Here is a 20,126-nt window from a genome sequence, read left to right on the forward strand (position 1 = left end):
ACCCACATCGCCGACGCGGAACTGACGGCGGAGAGTAATCCCGGTGCGGTTTTCCCGGCTGCCGCCAGCACCTGCTCATCGCTGCCGCTGAAGCCGAGCTGACGCAGCGCCGCAATATTGGGACGCTCGTGCGGGGGGATCACTCCCTGCACGTAGCCCATATCGGCCAGCGCTTTCATCTTCAGCAACCCCTGCTTTGCCGCCAGACGGGGATTCGACGGCTGCAGCTGATTGCGGGTCGAGGCCTCGTTACCAAACGACAGCCCGGCATAGTGGTGCGTTAATCCCACCAGCCCATCAAAGTTGGCTTCGATTGCCTTCATGAACTCTTCTCCTGCGCGGAGAAATCGAGTCCCGGTGACAGCGTAGCGGGCAGCGTCAGGTCCGGCGTCTCCAGCGAAGCCATCGGCCAGGCGCAGTAATCCGCCGCATACCAGGCGCTGGCGCGATGGTTGCCCGAGGCACCAATGCCACCAAACGGCGCGGTGCTGGCCGCGCCGGTCAGCGGTTTGTTCCAGTTGACGATACCGGCACGCGCTTCAAGCAGCAGCTGATCGAACTGCTCGCGCGAAGGGGAGATCAATCCACACGACAGGCCGTAACGGGTCTGGTTCGCCAGCGCGATCGCCTCGTCAAAGGTGTCATAGCGGATCACGCCGAGCAGCGGGCCAAAAACCTCTTCATCCGGAATGCCCTGCACACCGGTTAAATCGATAATGCCCGGCGTCAGTATAGCGCTATGGCGATCCGGCCAGCGCATTGCCAGCAGCATCTCGCCGCCCGCCTCAACCCGCCGTTGCCACTCACTCATAATCTTCTCTGCCGCGCTGGTGGAGATCACACTGCCCATAAAAGGCTGCGGTTCAGCATTCCAGGCGGCCGGTTGCAGTCGCCCCGCCACCTCAGCCAGCCGCTGCAGAAAGGCATCACCCGCCTCGCCGCGTTTAACCAGCAGACGCCGGGCGCAGGTGCAGCGCTGACCGGCAGTAATAAAGGCTGACTGCAGCGTGATGTTAACGGCCGCATCCAGATCGGCCGGATCTTCCACAATCAGGGCGTTATTCCCGCCCATCTCCAGCGCCAGCATCTTCTCAGGCTGACCGGCAAACTGACGATGCAGCTGATAGCCGGTATGGGCGCTACCGGTAAACAGCAGGCCATCAATCTGGCTACAGTTTGCCAGCGCCTGGCCGGTTTCACGGCCGCCCTGTAACAACGCCAGCACGCCGGCAGGCAGGCCCGCAGCCAGCCAGATCTCAACCGTTTTTTCGGCGGTCAGCGGCGTCAGTTCGCTGGGTTTAAAGACCACGCAGTTGCCCGCCAGTAGCGCCGGAACGATATGACCGTTTGGCAGGTGGCCAGGGAAATTATAAGGACCAAACACCGCCAGCACGCCATGTGGACGATGGCGCAGTGAGCTTTCGCCCTCATGCTGCTCACCAGTGCGGCTATGGTACGCCTTCACCGAAAAGCCGATTTTGTTGATCATCGCGCCGACTTCAGTCAGTGCCTCCCAGCGAGGCTTACCGGTTTCACGGGCGATGGTTTCTGCCAGCTCCGTTTTATTGGCTTCAAGCCCGGCCGCAAATTTCTCAATGATCGCCTGCCGCTCCGCCAGCGGGCGTCTGGCCCATCCTGGAAAGGCGGCACGCCCCACGTCACAGGCTGCCGTGACCTGCACGGCTGAGGCCGCCTGGCCCTGCCATAACGTCTCGCCACTGACCGGATCCGCTTTGGTCAGGACCTCCGCGTCACCGTCTACCCATTCTCCCTTTATCAGGTGCGTCATGCTGTTTTCTCCTCTTTGCAGAGCGTCACCACGCGCAGGCTGTCGCCCGGCTGGCAGTGGAGCGCCCGCATCTGTTCATCCGAAAGTTGCACGCTGTCGCTATCGGCATGGGCCGGGATCAGCACAACACGGAACTGACGGTAATTGTTATTGGCAACCAGGCAGAGCGGCGCATCCGCCGGGTTTTCACCTCGTTCTGCGCTGCGCAGACGGCTTTTGCGTACGGCGCGGATGTGGTCGATATCGCACTCCAGCGTCGGGCCGCCATCAAAAATGTCGACATAGTTGAGGTAGCGGAAGCCCTCGGCCTCCAGCACGGCACGGGCAGGAGCCGTTTGTGGATGCACCTGTCCGATGACGGCTTGCGCCTCTGGCGTCAGGTAGTCGATATAGAGCGGATGCTTCGGCATCAGCTCAGCAATAAAGGATTTCTGGCCGGTGCCGCTGAGGAAATCGGCTTTACTGAATTCCATAGAGAAGAAGCGGCTGCCCACACTCTCCCAGAACGGTGAATGCCCCTGCTCATCGCTGACGCCACGCATCTCAGCCACCACGCGGTCTGTGAAGCGTTCACGGAAATTCGCCATAAACAGGAAGCGGGACTTCGAAAGCAGATAACCGTTTTTGCCGTCACGGTAATCGGGATCGAGAAACAGCGTGCACAATTCACTGCTGCCGGTGTGATCGTTACTCAGCGACAGAGTGGGCAGCGCGGCATAGACATTCAGCTCTTTCGAGGCGTGCACCTGTGTGCCGACGCGAAAGTTGTACCAGGGATCCTGCAGGCCGACCGCCACCTCAATGGCGCAGATGCCGACGGCGCGATTATCTTCACTGTCCGCCAGAACAAAGACATAGCCCTGCTCAGCGCGGGGCAGCGACTCCTCCCAGGTCTGCAGCGATCGATCAATACGTGCCTGTAACGTGGCGCTATCGACGGGCAGCGAGGTCAGTCCGCCACCGGTTTTGCCAGCCAGTGCCATCAGCTGGCTTAAGTCATCGCGTTCAACCGGACGGATTACCATCATGATGCGGACCCTCGTACCAGGCGTTCACATACCTCGGCAAAGCGAGCCATACCCAGCTTCACTTCCTGCTCACTGATATTCAGTGCCGGGGCAAAACGCACCACGTTAGCACCGGCAATCAGTACCATCACACCCATCTCAGCAGCGGCCAGGTTGATCTCTTTGGCTTTACCAGCAAAGTCGTCGCTCAGTACCGCGCCAATCAGCAGGCCCAGACCGCGCACTTCTTTAAACAAATGCAGGCGCTGATTGATCTCATCCAGTGCCGCAACAATCCACTCGTGACGCTGCGTGACACCCGCCATCAGTTCAGGCTGATTGATCAGCTCCATCACTTTTCCGGCCACTGCACCTGCCAGCGGATTGCCGCCATAGGTGGTGCCGTGGGTGCCGACGCCCATCACCATCGCCAGATCTTCGCGGGTGAGCATGGCACCAATCGGGAAGCCGCCGCCCAGCGCTTTGGCGCTGGTAAGGACATCTGGCGTGACGCCATAATGCATATAGGCGTAAAGCGAGCCGGTGCGGCCAACGCCGCTCTGCACTTCATCGAAAATCAGTACAGCCTGATGCTTATCACAGAGTTCGCGCAGTCCGCGCAGGAACGCCGGATCGGCAGGCAGCACGCCGCCCTCACCCTGAATCGGTTCAACAATCACCGCACAGGTGTGGTCATTAATCAGTTCAGCCGCCGCAGCCAGATCGTTGAATGGCGCATGCTGGATTTCTGGCGGCAGCGGTGCAAAATCTTTTGAGTAGGCGGGCTGCCCCCCAGCTGACACGGTAAACAGGGTGCGGCCGTGAAACGCATTTCTGAACGCCACGATGCCACTTTTATGGGGGCCGACACGGTCATGCGCCACTTTACGCGCCAGTTTCAGCGCCGCTTCGTTCGCTTCCGCGCCGGAGTTACAGAAGAAGACCCGGTCAGCGAAGGTGGCGTCGATCAACTGCTTCGCCAGACGCAGGATCGGTTCATTGGTGTAGCCATTACCGGTATGCCATAAACGTGCGGCCTGTTCCTGCAACGCCTGTTGTAACGCCGGATGCGCATGACCCAACGCATTGACGGCAATGCCACCGGCAAAGTCGATATAATCTTTGCCGTTCTGATCCCAGACGGTGGAGCCTTCCGCGCGAACGGGTACAAAGGTCGCAGGTGCATAAACCGGCATCATCCATTGATCGAAATCGTGACGTGAAACGTGCAGTGCCATAACCCACTCTCCTGCTTTACTTTACCGACTGGGTAAAGCTTATGTTTTGAAATTGTTAAAAGATGTTGTAATGCAGCCCTACTGTAGAGTGCAGATAACATGCCAGCCAGAGAATTAATGCATAAAATGGTCTTCATAACGGAATATCAATGGGTTACGAGCTGGCAACATTCACTTAATTTGCATAAATAGTGAATAATTGTCTGATTGCAACAGCAAAACCGGGTTTTAAACAGCGGAATTATGCATTCGCGGGATGAAATATCGCTTTTGTGATCGCTGATAAATTATCTCTCCAGAAAAGCCCATCTGGCGCCCTGTTTTAACGCAGTTTGCCTCACGCTGGTGCAGCGTGGGATGGGTGAGTCTTCCCAAAAAGCAGACGCTGACCAGCGAGATTTAACAAAATATTTTCATTTATCGCGGCCAGCGTGCGACTCTTCTCGCCTTTATATGGCTAAATTACCGGCAAACCGATCATTATTTAACCAGTGCGCGGGCGGATTACTTCTGAAGTGATTATCTGCAATAAAAATAGTATTTCTTAAAACATGAACAGATATTAATACGCAGACTAATGGTTAGGATAAAATCCTTATATTGTTAATACTTTAAAGGAGTAACCATAATTAAATCAGGTATTTTGTTGATTTAAAAACGCACAAATAATTCCCGTTTTTACGATCCAGTCAACGCATATGTTATTGATATTTATATTATTAAATAGATTTTATTGAGGATTGTGCATCAGAAGAAAATCTTATTACTTTGTTATTTAATCTTCTTTTACTCGCGCTTATCAGCCTGATGAATAACCAAATCACAATTTGTTACTTATATTCCACTTTGTAAATTTATCCTTTTGTGTCATTTTCATTTCACTCCGAAAACAGGGGAATAATAATTAATAAATACAGGGTAATAATTAAATGATGAAGCGCACTTTACTGGCGGCTGTGATGCCGTTACTGATTGGTCTCTCCTCCACGCAGGCCGCAGAAGTTTATAACAAGGATGGCAATAAGCTGGATCTGGTCGGCAAGATTAACGTGTCTCACCTCTTTTCTGACGACGATCAAAACAATGGTGACACCTCCTCTTATGCCCGCTTTGGTTTCAAAGGCGAGACTAAGATTACTGACCAGCTCACCGGCTATGGTTTCTGGCAATATCAGTACAGCCTTCACAACTCCGAAGGCAGTGACGCACAGGCCACCAACCGCACCCGTCTGGGCTATGCAGGCCTGAAATTTGGTGAGGCGGGTTCGCTGGATTATGGCCGGAACTATGGCCTGGTGTATGACGCGCTGAGCTACACCGATATGCTGCCGTTCTTTGGCGGTGACTCCGGTTATACCGACGCCTTCCTCTCTGGCCGCTCAACCGGCGTGCTGACCTGGCGGAACAGTAATTTCTTTGGTCTGGTCGATGGATTAAACCTTGCCGCACAGTATCAGGGCAAAAACGATCGCAGCAGTAATATCGACGGGGTGCGTCGTTCCAATGGCGATGGTTTCGCCCTCTCCGCCTCTTATGACTTCGACTTCGGCCTGAGCTTCGCGGGTGCGTTTGCCAGCCTGGATCGCACCACGGCGCAGAATGCGGCCGCACGCGGTGAAGGCGAGAAAGCCCAGCACTGGGCGACGTCGGTCAAATATGATGCAAACCAGATTTATCTGGCCGCGATGTACGGTGAAACCCTGAACGCTACACCCATTAGCGGCGGCTTCGCCAACAAAGCGCAGAACTTTGAAGCCGTGGCACAGTATCAGTTCCTGAACGGCTTCCGTCCGTCGCTGGGTTACGTCTCATCAAAGGGCAAAGAGATTGAAAATATCGGCGATGCCGACATCATTAAATACACCGCCGTGGGGGCGACTTATTACTTCAACAAGAACATGTCGGTGTACGGTGAATACCGCATCAACCTGCTGAAAGACAATAATCCGCTTAGTCTGGCGACCGACGACATCACCGCACTGGGTCTGATTTACCAGTTCTGATGAGACAGCGGGCCTGGCATTTCTCGCCAGGCCCGCTTATTGCCTCACGCCAGACCCTTACGGTGTCACACGACGTCTAGCCCAACGCCCTGACTAAGCTGACGGCCACCGCCTCTTCCTGCATCAACTCTTCTACATTGGCGGACGCCAGCAGCGTAGTTGCCTGCCCGGCGGGTATCGGACGACTGAAAAGATAGCCCTGACCGTAATCACAGCCGCGCTTTCTCAGCCATCTCAGCGTGGCGACATCCTCAATGCCCTCTGCCGTAATCACCACATTCAGTCCCTGACAGAGCGCCAGCAGCGTTTCCACCACTTTTCGCTGCTCCGCTCCATTTACGATCCCGGCGATAAACGATTGATCAATTTTTATTTTGGTAATACCCAGTCCCAGCAACACCGACAGGTTGGAGTAGCCGGTGCCGAAATCATCCAGTACCACGCCGATGCCTGACTCTTTCAGCAGACGAATCGCCTCGCGGGCGTCATCAGAAATAGCCATGACTTTCTCTTCGGTGATTTCAAGCTCCAGCATGACCGGGCTGGCATGCTGCATAATGCGGGACAGACAGGTGGTCAGCGACGGTCTCAGCAACTGCTCCGGAGTAATATTCAGCGACAGGCAAAGCCCGGCAGGCCATGCCCGTGTGGCACTGACCGCATCCTGCAGCAGCGCCACGGTCATGCTGTCCATCAGTCCCAGACGCTCGACCACCGGCAGAAACTCTGCAGGTGAAACGGTCTGGCCCGACGCGGTGATCCAGCGCGCCAGGATCTCAAAACCGGTAATGTTTCCGGTGCGCAGTGAAACCAGCGGCTGCAGGAAGGGAACAATGGCGTGACCGCTGACGGCGGCAACCACCTCCTGCTCCAGCCTTTCCCGCTGGCGAAAACGCAGCTCCATGTCTGGCGAGAAGCGCGCCAGATGAGAGCTCATATCCTGCTTCGCCTCGAACAGCGCCAGATCCGCCGCCCGCATCACATCAGCCTGCGCCGTGCAGGCCGAGCTGGCAATACCGGCTGACAGACTCAGGAACGTGTGCGGACCGGTGCGGATGGATGTCGCCTGCTCGCAAAAACGCCTGGCGGCGTCCAGTGCCTGGTCCGTCTGGGAAGCGTCGGCAACAATGGCAAATTCATCTCCACCCACTCGAAACACCTGACTCCCGCTGTCCGTCGAGGCCGTCAGCAGACTGGCCAGCGCAATCAACGTGGCATCGCCCTGACGATGACCGTTCATATCATTGATACTTTTAAATTCATTGATGTCGAGCAGCGTCAGGGTATAGGGCGTCCCACCAGCATCAAGTTCCGCAATATGCTCATTAAAGGAACGGCGGTTCAGGACCCCGGTCAGCGCATCGGTTCCGGCCAGTCTGAGCGCATCTTTTTCCGCAATCAGGGTTTTGCGGATCAGATTCACGATCAACAGCGACGGAATAAACATCGCCAGAACAGCAAACGAGGAGGAGGTCAGGATAAATCGCAGTCGCTCGCTGGTTTCAAAACTGGGATCATAGTCCAGGCCCAGCAGGATACAGATCCGTCCCTCCAGCCCAAATTCCCACAGCGTGGAGAGTAAAATGATGGTCGCAATATTCAGCATTGCGAGCCAGAAAAGTTTCAGGCGCATGCGTTAGTTCCCGGTGATGGCAAGTGTCAGAGTGTTGTTTTAATTGTCAGTAAAAACCGGGGCGTACTGCTCATAGCCTGTCAGCAAAGCTGCCGACAATAATCACCCCGTGGTATTTCTACTCATAGCATTCGCACGTTCTCAGCCACCTTACGGCAGCAAGGCAGACGATCGGCGGAGCCCCGCTCATGTCGGTTCCGTCATCGATCCTGCTGAGTGTTCTATCGGCAGCACGGGCAAAATTAACAGCCCCGTCCAGTTAATTTTGTGCATTTCGGCCGTTCTGGCTGGCTCAGTGAAGCGCCAAAAGGGTCACACTCACCAGACGCTAAAAGCAGAGTAATCAGTTTATTGAAGGGAATTACAGTCCCGCCACTGCCCACAATTTACTGACGTAAAACGATGAAGATGAATGCGGTTTTTTATTGCACAAAATTAAATAGCAAGCGATTAAGTTAAATGTAACCCTCCAGAATCCTTTTCTCCTGCCGATACCGTGGTATTCAATAAACTGTCCCGGAAAGAAAGATGAAAATTTCAACGCGCCTTGGCGCTGGTTTTGGCTTGCTTATTCTGCTGTTTGTTATCTGTGTCGGTACTGCGATTCACGCGCTGAATAGCGCCCGCACCAGTATGGATGAGGTGGTCAATGTCAGGCTGAAGAAGTACCAGACGGTACTGGATATGCGCGGCGGTGTGCGGGACATGGCCATTGCGGTGCGTAACCTTGCCCTGATGACCGATCCGATTGCGATGCAGCCAGAATGGGAACGTCTGCAAAAACAGCGGGCGCTTTATATCAGCAACCGCGAAGAACTTTCGCGCATGATGCAGGCGGATGGTGGCCAGGATGGAAAGGAGGCGATGAACCGAATCGTGTCCACAGAAGAGGCCGCCCTCTCTACCCTGATGACCGCCGGGAAACTGGGACTGGAAAACCGTCAGCAGGAAGTGACCGGCTATCTGTTAACGGTCGCACGCCCTGCTCAGCAGAGTCTGCTGAAGGCGATCAACGATCTGACCGAGCTTGAGATGCGTAATAGCCGGGATGCCGTTACAGATAACGCCAGTGCCATTACCCGCACCATCTGGATACTGATTATTCTGGCGGCGCTCTCCGTGCTGGCTGCGGTCGTTACCTGCGTACTGATTGCGCGGATTCTGATGCGACAGCTAGGTGGCGAACCGGGCCAGGCTCAGACACTGGCTGCGGCGATTGCCGCGGGCAATCTGACGTCGCCGGTGACGCTACGTCGGAGTGACAGCACCAGCTTGCTTGCCTCGTTAAGCGGCATGCAGACCAATCTGCGCGGGCTGGTGACGCAAATCAAGGATGCCTCTGCCTCCGTGGCGCTGGCAGCCGATGAGATTTCCCAGGGCAACACCGAGCTTTCATCCCGTACCGAGCAGCAGGCTGCTGCACTGCAGGAAACTGCCGCCAGCATGGAGCAGCTCACCGCCACGGTGAAAAGCAACGCTGCGGGCGCACAGCAGACGGCGGGTTCAGCGCGCGAGGCCGCTACTCTGGCTCAGGCCGGCGAAGCGGATGTTCAGCGCCTGTCGGAAACGATGCATGACATTTCTCTGAGTGCCGTTAAGGTGCGCGATATCACGTCGGTGATCGAAGGCATCGCTTTCCAGACCAATATTCTGGCGCTCAACGCCGCCGTCGAAGCAGCACGCGCCGGTGAAGATGGCCGCGGCTTTGCCGTGGTCGCGGGCGAAGTCCGATCGCTGGCCCAGCGCAGTGCCACCGCAGCACGCGACATCAAACAGCTGATTGAGCAGGCCGTGACCCAGGTCGAAGAAGGTGTGACCGTGGCGGCGGGAACGGGTGAGCGCATACTCAGGATTGTCAGCCGCGTGGGTGAACTGGCCGATGCGATGGACAACCTCTCCCTCTCCTCCGGTGAACAGATGCAGGGCATCTCCCAGGTCAGCATTGCGGTGAGTCAGATGGATGGCGTCACCCAAAACAACGCCGCGCTGGTGGAAGAGTCCTCTTCTGCGTCACAGTCACTGTTGGGTCAGGCGCGCGACCTGCGCGGCATGGTTGAGACCTTCACGGTATAAGCCTTTCCGGCAGAACCCCCTCTGCCGGAAAAACTGACCTCACAGGCCGATGACGGGTTCGATATTTTGACTTCAGCCTGAGTTAAAAGCTGAAAGTTGGTTGCCACTATCAGCGGCTTAGCACTCTTGCGCACGTTGTGCGCTGGGGTTGCGGCCAGTTATGTTGACTTCAATATAATTTGACTCAATACTGTTACACCTTTCAAACGGAGCCGCAGCTCAGCACTGTTTCTCCGCCGCGATAGCGCTTAAAGGTCTGGTGTCTTACACCAGTAAAGAGCGGACGCCGCAATCCACAACTTCCCGAGACATTTAGCGAGACTTCACGGCTGGCAAACCGCCGGTAGTCTGGCCGTCCCACCCCGGACTCAGAATGAGTAAAAATATGAATGATGAAACCGCAGGGATCTCTGATACGCCTCCCGCCAGTGCAGCGCCTGAAACCATCGACCAGTTTCTTTGCTTTGCGCTCTATTCCGCATCCCTTGCCATGACCAGGCTCTATCAGTCACGGCTGAAACCGCTGGGACTGACCTATCCGCAATATCTGGTTCTGCTGGTGCTGTGGGAAAAAGATGGCCTGACTGTCTCTGAGATTGGTGCCCGCGTCCGGCTCGATTCCGGCACGCTCAGCCAGCTTTTGAAGCGGCTGGAAGGCGCGGGCATCATCAGCCGTCAGCGTGACACCGGAAACGATGAGCGCCGGGTGTTTATCTCTCTGACGGAACAGGGCCACCAGCTTAAAGTCGACGCGGCTGGCGTCCCGGCGGATATGGTCTCGGTGATGGATACTGACTGTAGCGAGCTGGGAGAGCTGACGACCATGGTCGCCACACTGCGCGAAAAACTGCTTAAGGCTGTGCCATGAAACAGGCTTTCGCTACACGTTCGGACAAGCTGAGCGTTGTCATGACAGGTGCTGTTGAGCAGAACGGTTGCCGCTGGAGTTTCCGTTGAGTAGCAATAAACCGGCGGATATGGATGACGTCCATGCCGTGGTAGGCCAGGCTGTGTCGAGCCTGCTGAAGTCAGGCAAGACGGCAGGCATTCAGGAAATTATCGCTTTTCTGCAGCATCAGCAGGCGCGGTCGGTCAACGGTCAGCGAGAAGTCTATGCCAGAGCCGTTCGTATTGTGACGAACATGGTGAACTGATAACCGGGCCGCTGTGCTGAACGGCGGCGCTGCCCTTGCCTTTTTAATATCAATGCAGCGTCGTCAACCCGACCCTGGCTGCTCACCACGCCGCTATTAACTCCTCTATCCTTCCTGTGCAGTAAAGCATCCCAACTAAAGTGTGGTGCCAGCGGGTGCCATCAAATCATAGCGATCGTTCTGCGGGGCCGCGTCCAGCGCCATCGGCGGTTCAACCTTTAGCGTGATCCAGTTAGAGGTCACACGCTGCTGCTTACTGTCCTCCAGGGTTACCGACAGACGATATTCGTTGCTGGCCTCCGGTGCCGGATCCCACTGCGGTAAGATCACACTCCAGCCCTGCGGATCGGCGTTATTTGCCGGTGGCGTCAGGCTCAGCGCCTGGGTATCGCCCTGCCAGCTTACCGCCTTAATGTCATTGCTGGCCCGCACCTGCAGCTTCAGCGGCAGACTCTCGCCACTGCTCAGCTGCCAGGGTGGGGTCGCCAGAAACACGGAGAGCGTTTTGCGCTGACGGAATGAGAGCACCGGCGTATCACTTCGGGTCACGGTATCGTAACGGCTGCCGCGCAGGGAACGGGCTTCTGCGACGTTACCGGCATCGAGCTGACGGCTCAGCGCCACGCCAAAGCGATAGTTGAGTTTCAGCCCCAGCTGATCCTGGCTTTCACCGGCGCTGCTGGTTTTGTGGGTGGCGGATAAGGTCACCAGCGGCACCGGCGTGTAAGAGAGGCCAAACGACATGGCGGAGGGGTTGTGATAGCGGTTGCCGCTGTTAAACAGATCAACATTCTCACCCAGATATTGCTGATAGCTCACCGAAACGCCAACCTGACGATAAAATGGCAGATAGCTTTGGCTGGTGATGTCATAGCCGCGCGCCATGCGCTGCTGCTGTGAATCATTCAGGTTTTTCCAGCCGGAAAGCGGCTGATAGTAGTTGGCAGAGAAACGCATCGAATCGCTCCACGCCTCCGTGCCCATAGAGGCGCGCTGCAGGCCGCTGCTAAAGGTGCGGTCGATAAAACCGTTGTAACCCAGCAGCCAGTCACCCGCGTCCCAGCGTTGTCCCAGCCCCGCATTGCCAACCAGACCATCATCGGTATCATGCAGGCCAAGCTGGCTGAAGGTGAGCAGGCTGTTCTCATCGGCCAGGGCGCTGAAGAGATCGCCACCGGTGCCGTTGAAGTTCCCGTTCATATCGACTTTCAGATCCAGCTGCGCGTTGCCGTAAGGAGAAAGCAGTGACTGCCCTTCGCCCTCAACCCGATCGGCCACTTCATCGCGCAGATGATTGAACGCCCAGACGCCCGCCTGCTGACCAAACGTCACATTGCTGTCGCTGTTGTTACTGGCTTCACCGATACTTTTTGCTACGGTCGCCAGCTTTTTGCTCCACTCTTCATCCTGATCGCTGGCACCACCCAGCGTCGGTAGTGAGTCACTGTAGCGCGCCGGATTATCGAATGGCGTCTCAGACACCGTTGTTTCAGTCTGGAAGGCGCGGGCGTTCTGCGTGGCAGTCAGCGACAGCGCAATTAAAGAGAGAACCCCTGTTTTCCGTATCATGTCACCCGGCACGTTGATTAGTTCGTTGCTGCGATTAAAGACAAATCATCAGCACTTACCTTAACATATTGTGACGGCGATGCAGGACAGCAGCGGCGATATGTGCATATAACGGAAAAATCCGGGCCAAAAAAGGCCTGCGTTTATGCAGGCCCGACGTAGAAAAGCAGGTATCAGGAGAAGATTAAACCGCCATCCACATTGATGGTCTGGCCGGTGATATAGCGCGCATCGTCTGAGGCCAGAAACGCCACGAGTCCGGCGACATCCTCCGGCTGACCGGCACGCTTCAGCGGAATGTTTTTCACCCACTCTGCCATCAGCTCACCTTTGCCGTAGGTTTTCTCCTCGCTACTGAGAATCTCGCCCCAGACGCGATCGTTGTAATCCCACATCTCACTTTCAATGATGCCGGGACAGAAGGCGTTGACCGTGATGTTCCACGGCGCCAGCTCCAGCGCCAGACTCTGGGTAATGCCAATCACCCCCATTTTGCTGGCGGCATAGTGTGGCGTGTAGATAAAGCCCTGCCGTCCCTGTCCCGATGAGGTATTAATCAGGCTGCCGCTGCGCTGCTGTACCATATATTTTGCTGCTTCACGACAGCAGAGCCAGACGCCGGTGGTGTTAACCGCCAGAATCCGCTCAAAGTCGCTTTTCGGCATGGTGTCGAAGCGGTCGATGGTGATCACACCCGCATTCTGTATCGAGACGTCAATCTGACCAAAGCGTTCTGCGGCCTGCTGATAGAGCTGTTGTACCGCGGCTTCATCCGTGACATCGACCTGCAGCGCCAGTATCTCACTGCCGTACTGCTGCTGAAGCTGGTCGGCCGTAGTGAAGACCCGCTCAGCATTCGATACCATCACCAGCCTGGCCCCGTCGCGGGCGAAACGCGCCGCGATCCCGGCACCAATGCCACGACAGGCACCGGTAATCACCACTGTTTTACCACGTTGTTCGCGGCTCATAATCGCTCCTGTTAACTGTGACGGACATCAGTGAGAGGCACTGACTGCTGCTTTTTTTCATGGCGACGCAGCAGCACCACTTTGCTTTGCAGACGTTGCTGGAACTGGTCGATCACCACCGCAGTCACAATCACCAGACCTTTAATCACCATCTGCCAGAAATCGCTGACGCCCATCATCACCATGCCATCCGCCAGGAAGACGATAACGAAAGCGCCAATAATCGAACCGGAAACCCGTCCACGGCCGCCCGCCAGCGCCGTGCCGCCCAGCACGGTGGCACCAATGGCGTCCATCTCAAACATGTTGCCGGTCATCGGGTGTGCGGTCTGCAACTGAGAGGCCACCACCAGCCCGACAAGACCGGCGCAGAGGCCGGAAAAGGCGTAGACAAAGATTTTCACTTTGATAATCGGCACGCCCGCCAGTCGCGCAGCGGACTCATTGCCGCCGATGGCATAGATGTAACGGCCCAGCGGGGTTTTGCGCGTCAGGTAGAGGCCGAGCAGTAAAAAGCCGAGCATCAGCCAGATCGGCAGATAAACGCCCAGCACGGAGCCGGAGCCAAGCAGGGCAAAACCGGTGTTACCGAGTGCGGGTACGCCCACCAGGTTGGCGTATGTGCCGCCGTCGTTGAACAGCAGTGCCGCACCGCGCGCCACATACATCATCCCCAGGGTGCAGATAAAAGGGGCCACGCCCAGCCGGGTGATCACCGTGCCGTTAATCAGCCCTACCAGCACGCCGAAGATGGCCACCACCAGAATCACTTCAGGCACGTTGAGAAACAGCGTATTGCCGCCCCACAACGGGATGCCATTGGTCAGCAGCGCGCCCGCCACCATGCCGCAAATTCCGGCGACCGCGCCGACAGAAAGATCAATACCGCCGGTAAGGATCACCAGCGTCATACCTATCGCCAGCAGCCCGGTGATCGCCACGTGCTGCGTCATGATCAGCAGGTTGGAGGGAGTCAGAAAGTTCGGCACCATCACGCTGAAAAAGCCGACCACAATCAGCAACGCAATAAAGGTGCGCGCCTTGAGCAGGTACATGTAGAGCAGATATTTTTGGTTCATGACATTCTCCGGCCAGCTTATAGCCTGGCCCAACAGGCGTAATTGTTGCAGGCAATCTGAAATAGCCCAATGGGCCAGGCGCTTAATCCTGTGGTGTTGATGCCGCAATCAGATGTTCTCGCGTCGCCGCTGCACGCGGCAGATCGGCAGTAATCCGGCCATCGGCCATCACTAAAATGCGGTCCGCCAGCGCCATCACCTCATCCAGTTCGGAGGATGAGAACATCACTGCCAGCCCCTGCTGTGCCAGGTTGCCGATCAGGTGATAGACGTCGGTTTTAGCGCCCACATCGATGCCGCGTGTCGGCTCATCCAGCAGTACGACCTGCGGTCCGGTCATCAGCGCCTTACCCAGTACCACTTTCTGCTGATTACCACCGCTCAGCGCCGTCACCGGCAGGTCAGGATCGCTGACTTTAATCGCCAGATGGCCGATCATCTCGTTCACCCGCTGCCGCTCCCGGCCCGGATTCAGCAGCCCCAGCGCCCGACGGAAACCGCGCAGGCTGAAGTCAGAGAGCGTCATGTTGGCGGTAACCGACATCAGTTCAATCACCCCTTCGCCTTTGCGATCTTCGGGCACCAGCGCGATGCCACTTTTCAGCCGCTGCTGGAAGCTACGTTTCGCCAGATCTTTACCGGAGAGCCGTACCCGGCCCGACTGACAGGGCATCAGGCCAATCAGCCCCTTAAACAGCTCGGTACGTCCGGCACCCAGCAGTCCATAAATGCCGATCACCTCGCCTTTGCGCAGGGTAAAACTGACCTCATTCAGCTTGTAGCCGCCGTTCTGATGCAGCGCGGTCAGGCCCTCGACCTCCAGCACCGTTTCCCCTTGTGGCGCAGGCTGATAGTCGAACTGTTTTTTCTTATCACCCACCATCTGGGCGATGATCCACGGCACGCTGGCGTCGCGTACCTCACGCTCACTGATAAAACGGCCATCGCGGAAAATGGTGATGTGGTCGCCAATCTCCATCAGCTCTTCCAGCCGGTGAGAGATGTAGATGATGGTCACGCCGCGCCGCTTCAGCTGGTCAATGACGCTGAACAGCACTTTGACTTCAGACTGGCTCAGGGCGCTGGTCGGCTCATCCATGATCAATACCCGGGTATCCTTCGACAGCGCGCGGGCGATCTCCACCAGCTGCTGATGACCAATGCCCAGCTCGCCCAGCGGCGCGTAGGGATCGACATCCAGCTGCAGCCGATCCAGCAGCGACTTCGCCAGCGCGTACTGATACTTTTCATTGATCACCCCGCGCTGGAAGAATTCGTTGGCGATAAAAATGTTGTCCATCACGTTCATGTTGGGAAACAGGTTCAGCTCCTGAAAAATAATGCTGATCCCCTGCTTCTCCGCCTGATGCGTGGAGTTCAGTGACACCACCTTGCCATCCAGCAGAATCTCGCCCGACGACGGCGTTTCCACCCCCGCCAGCATCTTCATCATGGTGGACTTACCGGCCCCGTTCTCCCCGATCAGCACATTCACTTTATTGCGGTAGACCCGATAGCTGACCTGATCGAGCGCAGTCACACCGGGATAGAGACGCGACACATGGCGTGTTTCGATAATCACGTCGCCGGAGGGTTGCGGTTGAGGATTTTGCATCTGCCGCTCCTTATTGCCGGGTGATGGCAGCCGGGGTGATATCCGGCAGCTGTTGTGGAATGTCCCAGCTGCTGAACACGCCGGAAACCATCACTTTGTCGCCCACCTTCGGCGCGAACGTCTGCATCAGGCTGGAGGCGTGCTGGTTAATCGCCTTACCGTAATCGCCGAACAGCACCTGGTCATTGAAGTCCTGATAGCTCGCCCCTTTGTAAACATCGCGCAGCGCCGTGCCGCGAATGATAGGACCGACCTGAATTGTGACACTGTCACCTGAATCATCCTTCACGGTCATCTTTCCGCTGCGTGATGTGGTATTCACGGCAGTCACTTCGCCGCGAACGGAGACGCTGAAGGCACAGGGGTTCTCAGCCTGACTGCGATAGCCGTAGATCTGGCAGGCGCTGTCAAAGTCTTTGGCAGACTGCAGGGACTTCATCAGCGTCGCCAGCGGTTTAGCTTCCGTCTGAACCTGCGGCACCAGCTTCTGCTGCCACAGCTGGTCGATGTTCGCCATTTTCGGATTAGGGGGATTTTTCAGGGCAGCCAGCTCCTGCTGCGACACAATTTTGCAGCCGCTTAACAGCAAGATCACCAGCGTCAGCCAGACTCTTCGGGACATCATCTTCTCCCTGGCGCCCGCTTTCGCAGGCGCGACAGCGGTTAATTACGACTTGTAGTTAAAGTCCTGTACGCCTTTGGCGTTTTCCGAAGTAATCAGAATGCCGCGGAACATCACGCGCTGTTTGGCCGGCTTGACGCCTTTCTGGATAAAGTTATCGAGATCGGTTACGCCTTCGGCGGCAATCGCCTGCGCCTGCAGCATCACCGTGGCTTTCAGCGTGCCCGCTTTCACCGCATCACGTTCGTCGTTGCTGCCATCAATGCCCACCACAATCACATCGTTGCGACCTGCGGCTTTGAGCGCTGCAATCGCGCCCAGCGCCACCGGACCGTTACCGCAGATCACCCCTTTCACATCCGGATGCGCCTGCAGGATACTGTCCATAATGCGCTTACCGTCGATCAATGTGCCTTTGGCATCCTGACGCGCCACACTCTGCATATCAGGATATTGATCCAGCACCTGATGGAACGATTTAGAGCGGGTCACGCAGTTATTGTCGGCCAGGTTACAGGCCAGTTCGGCGTATTTGCCCTTTTCGCCCATCTTTTCGACAAAGACGTTGGCCACGTCTGAACCCGCCTGGAAATTGTTGTGGGTGATCTGCGCCAGCGCCACGTCATCCACCGGGATTTCGCGGTTGATCAGCACCACCGGGATCCCGGCATCTTTGGCTTTTTTAATTGCCGCCACGCTGGCGGTCGAGTCGGCGTTATCCAGCACGATACCCTGCACTTTCTTCCCAATAGCCGCGTCGATCAGTTCGCTCTGCTTCTTCACATCTTCGCCGTGCGACAGCACCGTGGTTTTGTAACCCAGCTCCTGCGCTTTGAGATTGGCGCCTTTGGCTTCGGAGGCGTAGTAGGGATTATCGAGTGAGTTAACCAGAATCATAATGGTGCCTTTTTCGGCGGCAAACGCCGCCTGCGAAACCAGACAGGCAACTACGGCAGTGCACAGCAGGGTACGGTTTTTCATGATGTTCTCTCTTATCGTTATGGCAGGGTATGAAGTCCCGGGTGTTGGGTTCGCCTTACCAGATGGTGAAGCCACCATCGATCATTAAATCTGCGCCAGTGATCATGTCGCTGCCGTTGCTGGCAAAGAACAGCACGGCGGCGGCGATCTCATCGGTATAAGCAAAGCGACCCAGCGGAATCAGTTTTTTCATCTGCTCTCCCTTCTCGCCGCGCCAGGCTTTCTCGCCCATCGGCGTCAGCACCACGGTGGGCGACAGGGTGTTCACGTTGATGCGATGCGGAGCAAACTCTTTGGCCATCACTTTGGTCATGCCCAGCAGACCTGCTTTGGCGGAGGTATAGGCGACATGGTTGTCGATAGCGATGGACGCCGCCTGTGAGGCGATATTAATAATCTTGCCGCCCGCACCGGCACGAATCATCAGCTTTGCAGCCGCCTGCGAGCAGAGAAAAGGCCCGGTAAGATTCACGGCGATCTGCTTCTGCCACTCGGCAAAATCGGTTTCAATCACCGGCTGCAGCATCACGTAGCCCGCGCAGTTCACCAGGATATCGATGCGGCCATAGTGGGAAACTACTGCGTCAAACGCCTCTTCCACCGACGCGGGCTCGGTGACGTCACAGCAGACAAACTGCACCCGATCGGCCGCGAAGTCCGCCTGAAGGCTGGCGACCTTATCCGCTTCAAACGGTGGATAGAGCAGTGCCAGACGCGCGCCCTTCTCCAGCAACATGCCATTGGTCGCCATGGCGATGCCGCCCAGCCCACCCGTCACCACCGCGACTTTGTCGGCCAGACTCATTGCGGTATCCACGCCGTAGCGCAGGTTTACGTCATATTCACCACTCATCCCACTCTTCCCCCTGAATTTTTGCTGATACGAATGATTTACTCATTTTCGAACAAAAATATAAGCTATCGAAAAGAAATGATGTGTGGGGCAGATCAAATTTCGACCATCTGTCGCCTAAAGTGGCTTATCTGATTGAAAAGACGTGATCTGACTTCCAGTCCCGAAATAAAGCCGCTCTGCTGCAATCGGGAAAGCCTGAGAGATTCAATAACCTGCGGATTATTAATTTTCGTTCGAAAACCAATGGCCTATCTGGCTATCTCGCATTCATAAAAATGGCGCGTTAAACTCAGCCAAAGAGACCTTGTTTGCCCGACCTCTCAGGTTATTGGAAAAGGGAGCATTTCGATTGAAAAGCAAAAGTGAGCAGTTCGCTGACATGCAGCAACGCCGCGAGAAAATTCTGGAGATGATCCGTGAGGATGGCACGGTCACGGTCAAAGCGTTGACAGAGACCTTTGGCCTGACCGAAGCCACATTACGCAGCGACCTGCGCATGCTGCAAAAACAGGGCTTTGTGCAGCGCTACCATGGTGGCGCGACGCTGATGACGGGCAAGCAGAATACCGGGGCGATGCTGCTGGAGCGGCAGACTCATCTGGAAGAGAAAGAAGCGATTGGCCGACTGGCGGCGCAGCATATCGAAAATGGCGACACGGTGATTTTCGATTCCGGTACCACGACCACTGCGATTACCGACGCCATCAGCCACATCCGCCGTCTGTCAGTGGTGACCACGGCGGTGAATATCGCCCTGAAACTGGGTGGCGAGCCGGGGATCAACATTCTGCTGACCGGCGGCACCTTTAAATTTCCGACGCTCTCCACCTCTGGCGAGAAAGCGGCCAGTTTTTTCGAAAACGTGCTGGCCGAAAAACTCTTCCTGGCGACCGCCTGCATCTCGCCGCGTCTGGGCCTGAGCTTCCCCAGTGAAACTGACATCAAAGTAAAACTGGCGATGATCAAATCCGCCAGCACAGTTTATGTGGTGGCGGACTCCAGCAAAATCGACAAGGTATCCATGTTCGCTCTCCCCTGTGACTGGAGCAACATCCACTACCTGATCACCGACAACGGCATCAGCCCCGGGCAGGTCAAAGCGTTTGAAGCCCTGGGAGTAAAAGTGCTTGTGGCCCCGCTGCCGCTGAAGCGGGCGATGTAATTATTATCGCTTCCGCTTTTCTTTGTGCAGAAAGCCTGGCCCGCACACTACACCTGATGAAACACGACAATACCCACCGTCCAGGCTCACATCACTTGTGTATACAATGTATATTGCGCTGACATGTATCTACATTGTGTATTAGAGGCATGTTAAATGATTCATGGAAATGTTAAACGCTGGGGTAACTCTCCAGCAATACGCATCCCGGCGACATTGATGCAGGCACTAAATCTTAATATTTATGACGAAATAAAAATCGATTTGGTTGAAGGAAAACTCATTATTGAGCCTGTAAAACAGGAAGTCGGTTACTCTCTTGCAGAACTGCCTGAAGAGCAAAGTGTGTGAGCCAGGGATGGCGAGCCCAATCC

At 56.1% G+C, this 20,126-nt stretch carries 17 protein-coding genes and 1 pseudogene; 6 read left to right on the plus strand and 12 right to left on the minus strand.

Features of this window, described 5'->3' with window-relative positions:
* The 4 genes from AC2LB6_RS17620 to AC2LB6_RS17635 all read right to left on the minus strand — a co-directional run.
* Positions 1-323: N-succinylarginine dihydrolase (locus AC2LB6_RS17620; protein ID WP_490094464.1), on the minus strand; the 323-nt coding region annotated here is incomplete at its 3' end.
* Positions 320-1,789 (minus strand): succinylglutamate-semialdehyde dehydrogenase, encoded by a 1,470-nt coding sequence (astD, locus tag AC2LB6_RS17625; RefSeq protein WP_490094465.1) that lies wholly within the window; start codon positions 1,787-1,789, stop codon positions 320-322. The genes AC2LB6_RS17620 and astD, both read right to left, overlap by 4 nt.
* On the minus strand, positions 1,786-2,817 hold the full coding sequence (astA, locus tag AC2LB6_RS17630) for an arginine N-succinyltransferase (protein ID WP_490094466.1): 1,032 nt from the start codon (positions 2,815-2,817) through the stop codon (positions 1,786-1,788). Before astA ends, astD begins: the two co-directional genes overlap by 4 nt.
* A complete protein-coding gene (locus tag AC2LB6_RS17635; protein WP_490094467.1) occupies positions 2,814-4,034 on the minus strand; it encodes an aspartate aminotransferase family protein in 1,221 nt (406 codons plus the stop codon). Before AC2LB6_RS17635 ends, astA begins: the two co-directional genes overlap by 4 nt.
* Before the next feature lie 929 nt (positions 4,035-4,963).
* On the opposite strand from AC2LB6_RS17635, the gene AC2LB6_RS17640 reads away from it, so the two are divergent.
* Complete coding sequence (locus AC2LB6_RS17640; RefSeq protein ID WP_490094468.1) at positions 4,964-6,037, plus strand: porin; 1,074 nt, start codon at positions 4,964-4,966, stop codon at positions 6,035-6,037.
* Positions 6,038-6,113: 76 nt separating this feature from the next.
* On the opposite strand, the gene AC2LB6_RS17645 is transcribed toward AC2LB6_RS17640, so the two are convergent.
* The gene (locus AC2LB6_RS17645) at positions 6,114-7,670 is read right to left on the minus strand and encodes a putative bifunctional diguanylate cyclase/phosphodiesterase (protein WP_490094469.1); all 1,557 of its coding nucleotides are present in this window, start codon (positions 7,668-7,670) and stop codon (positions 6,114-6,116) included.
* Between the two features lie 528 nt (positions 7,671-8,198).
* Here AC2LB6_RS17645 and AC2LB6_RS17650 point away from each other — a divergent pair.
* The 3 genes from AC2LB6_RS17650 to AC2LB6_RS17660 all read left to right on the plus strand — a co-directional run bounded on the left by AC2LB6_RS17650 (position 8,199) and on the right by AC2LB6_RS17660 (position 10,897).
* Positions 8,199-9,743, plus strand: a complete 1,545-nt coding sequence (locus AC2LB6_RS17650; RefSeq protein ID WP_490094470.1) for a methyl-accepting chemotaxis protein — start codon at positions 8,199-8,201, stop codon at positions 9,741-9,743.
* A 373-nt stretch (positions 9,744-10,116) separates the two neighbouring features.
* On the plus strand, positions 10,117-10,611 hold the full coding sequence (locus AC2LB6_RS17655; RefSeq protein ID WP_490094471.1) for a MarR family winged helix-turn-helix transcriptional regulator: 495 nt from the start codon (positions 10,117-10,119) through the stop codon (positions 10,609-10,611).
* Positions 10,612-10,696: 85 nt separating this feature from the next.
* A complete protein-coding gene (locus tag AC2LB6_RS17660) occupies positions 10,697-10,897 on the plus strand; it encodes a hypothetical protein (protein WP_419138015.1) in 201 nt (66 codons plus the stop codon).
* A 135-nt stretch (positions 10,898-11,032) separates the two neighbouring features.
* Here the strand turns inward: AC2LB6_RS17660 and AC2LB6_RS17665 are convergent, their stop codons facing one another.
* From AC2LB6_RS17665 to AC2LB6_RS17695, 7 genes are all read right to left on the minus strand, one after another.
* On the minus strand, positions 11,033-12,466 hold the full coding sequence (locus AC2LB6_RS17665) for a YchO/YchP family invasin (RefSeq protein WP_490094472.1): 1,434 nt from the start codon (positions 12,464-12,466) through the stop codon (positions 11,033-11,035).
* 173 nt (positions 12,467-12,639) lie between these two features.
* Positions 12,640-13,437 (minus strand): SDR family oxidoreductase, encoded by a 798-nt coding sequence (locus AC2LB6_RS17670; RefSeq protein WP_490094473.1) that lies wholly within the window; start codon positions 13,435-13,437, stop codon positions 12,640-12,642.
* An 11-nt stretch (positions 13,438-13,448) separates the two neighbouring features.
* A complete protein-coding gene (locus AC2LB6_RS17675; protein ID WP_490094474.1) occupies positions 13,449-14,516 on the minus strand; it encodes an ABC transporter permease in 1,068 nt (355 codons plus the stop codon).
* Between the two features lie 82 nt (positions 14,517-14,598).
* Positions 14,599-16,131 carry a sugar ABC transporter ATP-binding protein gene (locus AC2LB6_RS17680; protein WP_490094475.1) on the minus strand — a complete coding sequence of 511 codons (1,533 nt, stop codon included), beginning with the start codon at positions 16,129-16,131 and terminating at the stop codon, positions 14,599-14,601.
* Between the two features lie 10 nt (positions 16,132-16,141).
* The gene (locus AC2LB6_RS17685; protein WP_490094510.1) at positions 16,142-16,753 is read right to left on the minus strand and encodes a DUF2291 family protein; all 612 of its coding nucleotides are present in this window, start codon (positions 16,751-16,753) and stop codon (positions 16,142-16,144) included.
* Between the two features lie 45 nt (positions 16,754-16,798).
* The gene (locus AC2LB6_RS17690) at positions 16,799-17,734 is read right to left on the minus strand and encodes a D-ribose ABC transporter substrate-binding protein (protein WP_490094476.1); all 936 of its coding nucleotides are present in this window, start codon (positions 17,732-17,734) and stop codon (positions 16,799-16,801) included.
* Positions 17,735-17,789: 55 nt separating this feature from the next.
* Entirely contained in the window at positions 17,790-18,587 is a 798-nt protein-coding gene (locus AC2LB6_RS17695; RefSeq protein ID WP_490094477.1) for a GolD/DthD family dehydrogenase, read from the minus strand.
* Between the two features lie 352 nt (positions 18,588-18,939).
* Between AC2LB6_RS17695 and AC2LB6_RS17700 the strand changes: the two genes are divergently transcribed.
* Together AC2LB6_RS17700 and AC2LB6_RS17705 are read left to right on the plus strand one after the other, a co-directional pair.
* Entirely contained in the window at positions 18,940-19,752 is an 813-nt protein-coding gene (locus tag AC2LB6_RS17700) for a DeoR/GlpR family DNA-binding transcription regulator (RefSeq protein WP_490094478.1), read from the plus strand.
* 156 nt (positions 19,753-19,908) lie between these two features.
* Positions 19,909-20,082: pseudogene (locus AC2LB6_RS17705) on the plus strand (AbrB/MazE/SpoVT family DNA-binding domain-containing protein); the annotation flags it as partial.
* Positions 20,083-20,126: the final 44 nt, after the last annotated feature.

The organism is Pantoea sp. RCC30.1 (assembly GCF_058148845.1).

Coding starts and splice junctions, on each gene's coding strand:
- astD (WP_490094465.1), bottom strand. CDS start 1,789: ATGACGCACCTGATAAAGGGAGAATGGGTAGACGGTGACGCGGAGGTC.
- astA (WP_490094466.1), bottom strand. CDS start 2,817: ATGATGGTAATCCGTCCGGTTGAACGCGATGACTTAAGCCAGCTGATG.
- AC2LB6_RS17635 (WP_490094467.1), bottom strand. CDS start 4,034: ATGGCACTGCACGTTTCACGTCACGATTTCGATCAATGGATGATGCCG.
- AC2LB6_RS17640 (WP_490094468.1), top strand. CDS start 4,964: ATGATGAAGCGCACTTTACTGGCGGCTGTGATGCCGTTACTGATTGGT.
- AC2LB6_RS17645 (WP_490094469.1), bottom strand. CDS start 7,670: ATGCGCCTGAAACTTTTCTGGCTCGCAATGCTGAATATTGCGACCATC.
- AC2LB6_RS17650 (WP_490094470.1), top strand. CDS start 8,199: ATGAAAATTTCAACGCGCCTTGGCGCTGGTTTTGGCTTGCTTATTCTG.
- AC2LB6_RS17655 (WP_490094471.1), top strand. CDS start 10,117: ATGAGTAAAAATATGAATGATGAAACCGCAGGGATCTCTGATACGCCT.
- AC2LB6_RS17665 (WP_490094472.1), bottom strand. CDS start 12,466: ATGATACGGAAAACAGGGGTTCTCTCTTTAATTGCGCTGTCGCTGACT.
- AC2LB6_RS17670 (WP_490094473.1), bottom strand. CDS start 13,437: ATGAGCCGCGAACAACGTGGTAAAACAGTGGTGATTACCGGTGCCTGT.
- AC2LB6_RS17675 (WP_490094474.1), bottom strand. CDS start 14,516: ATGAACCAAAAATATCTGCTCTACATGTACCTGCTCAAGGCGCGCACC.
- AC2LB6_RS17680 (WP_490094475.1), bottom strand. CDS start 16,131: ATGCAAAATCCTCAACCGCAACCCTCCGGCGACGTGATTATCGAAACA.
- AC2LB6_RS17685 (WP_490094510.1), bottom strand. CDS start 16,753: ATGTCCCGAAGAGTCTGGCTGACGCTGGTGATCTTGCTGTTAAGCGGC.
- AC2LB6_RS17690 (WP_490094476.1), bottom strand. CDS start 17,734: ATGAAAAACCGTACCCTGCTGTGCACTGCCGTAGTTGCCTGTCTGGTT.
- AC2LB6_RS17695 (WP_490094477.1), bottom strand. CDS start 18,587: ATGAGTGGTGAATATGACGTAAACCTGCGCTACGGCGTGGATACCGCA.